Here is a 261-nt window from a genome sequence, read left to right as displayed (position 1 = left end):
CCATTTTCCTTTTATTTTGATGTACGTCTCATCAATACGCCATTTGTAATAAGCTTTTTTATGCTTTTTCTTCCAAATTTGATATAAAATTGGGGCATATTCTTGAACCCAACGGTAGACCGTTGAATGATGAACGTTTACACCACGTTCCCTTAATATTTCAGATATATCACGATAACTCAATGCATATCTTAGATAGTAGCCAACGGCTACAGTGATAACATCCTTGTTAAATTGTTTATATCTGAAATAGTTCATACA

At 33.0% G+C, this 261-nt stretch carries 1 pseudogene; it reads right to left on the bottom strand.

Annotation, left to right across the window (positions count from 1 at the left end):
- A pseudogene (locus HMPREF2578_RS07930) lies at positions 1-258 on the bottom strand (IS6 family transposase); the annotation flags it as partial.
- Positions 259-261: the final 3 nt, after the last annotated feature.

Origin of the sequence: Staphylococcus sp. HMSC072H03, from assembly GCF_001809305.1 — a bacterium.
Lineage (GTDB): Bacteria > Bacillota > Bacilli > Staphylococcales > Staphylococcaceae > Staphylococcus > Staphylococcus hominis.
This window is presented reverse-complemented; position numbering and strand designations above follow the sequence as displayed.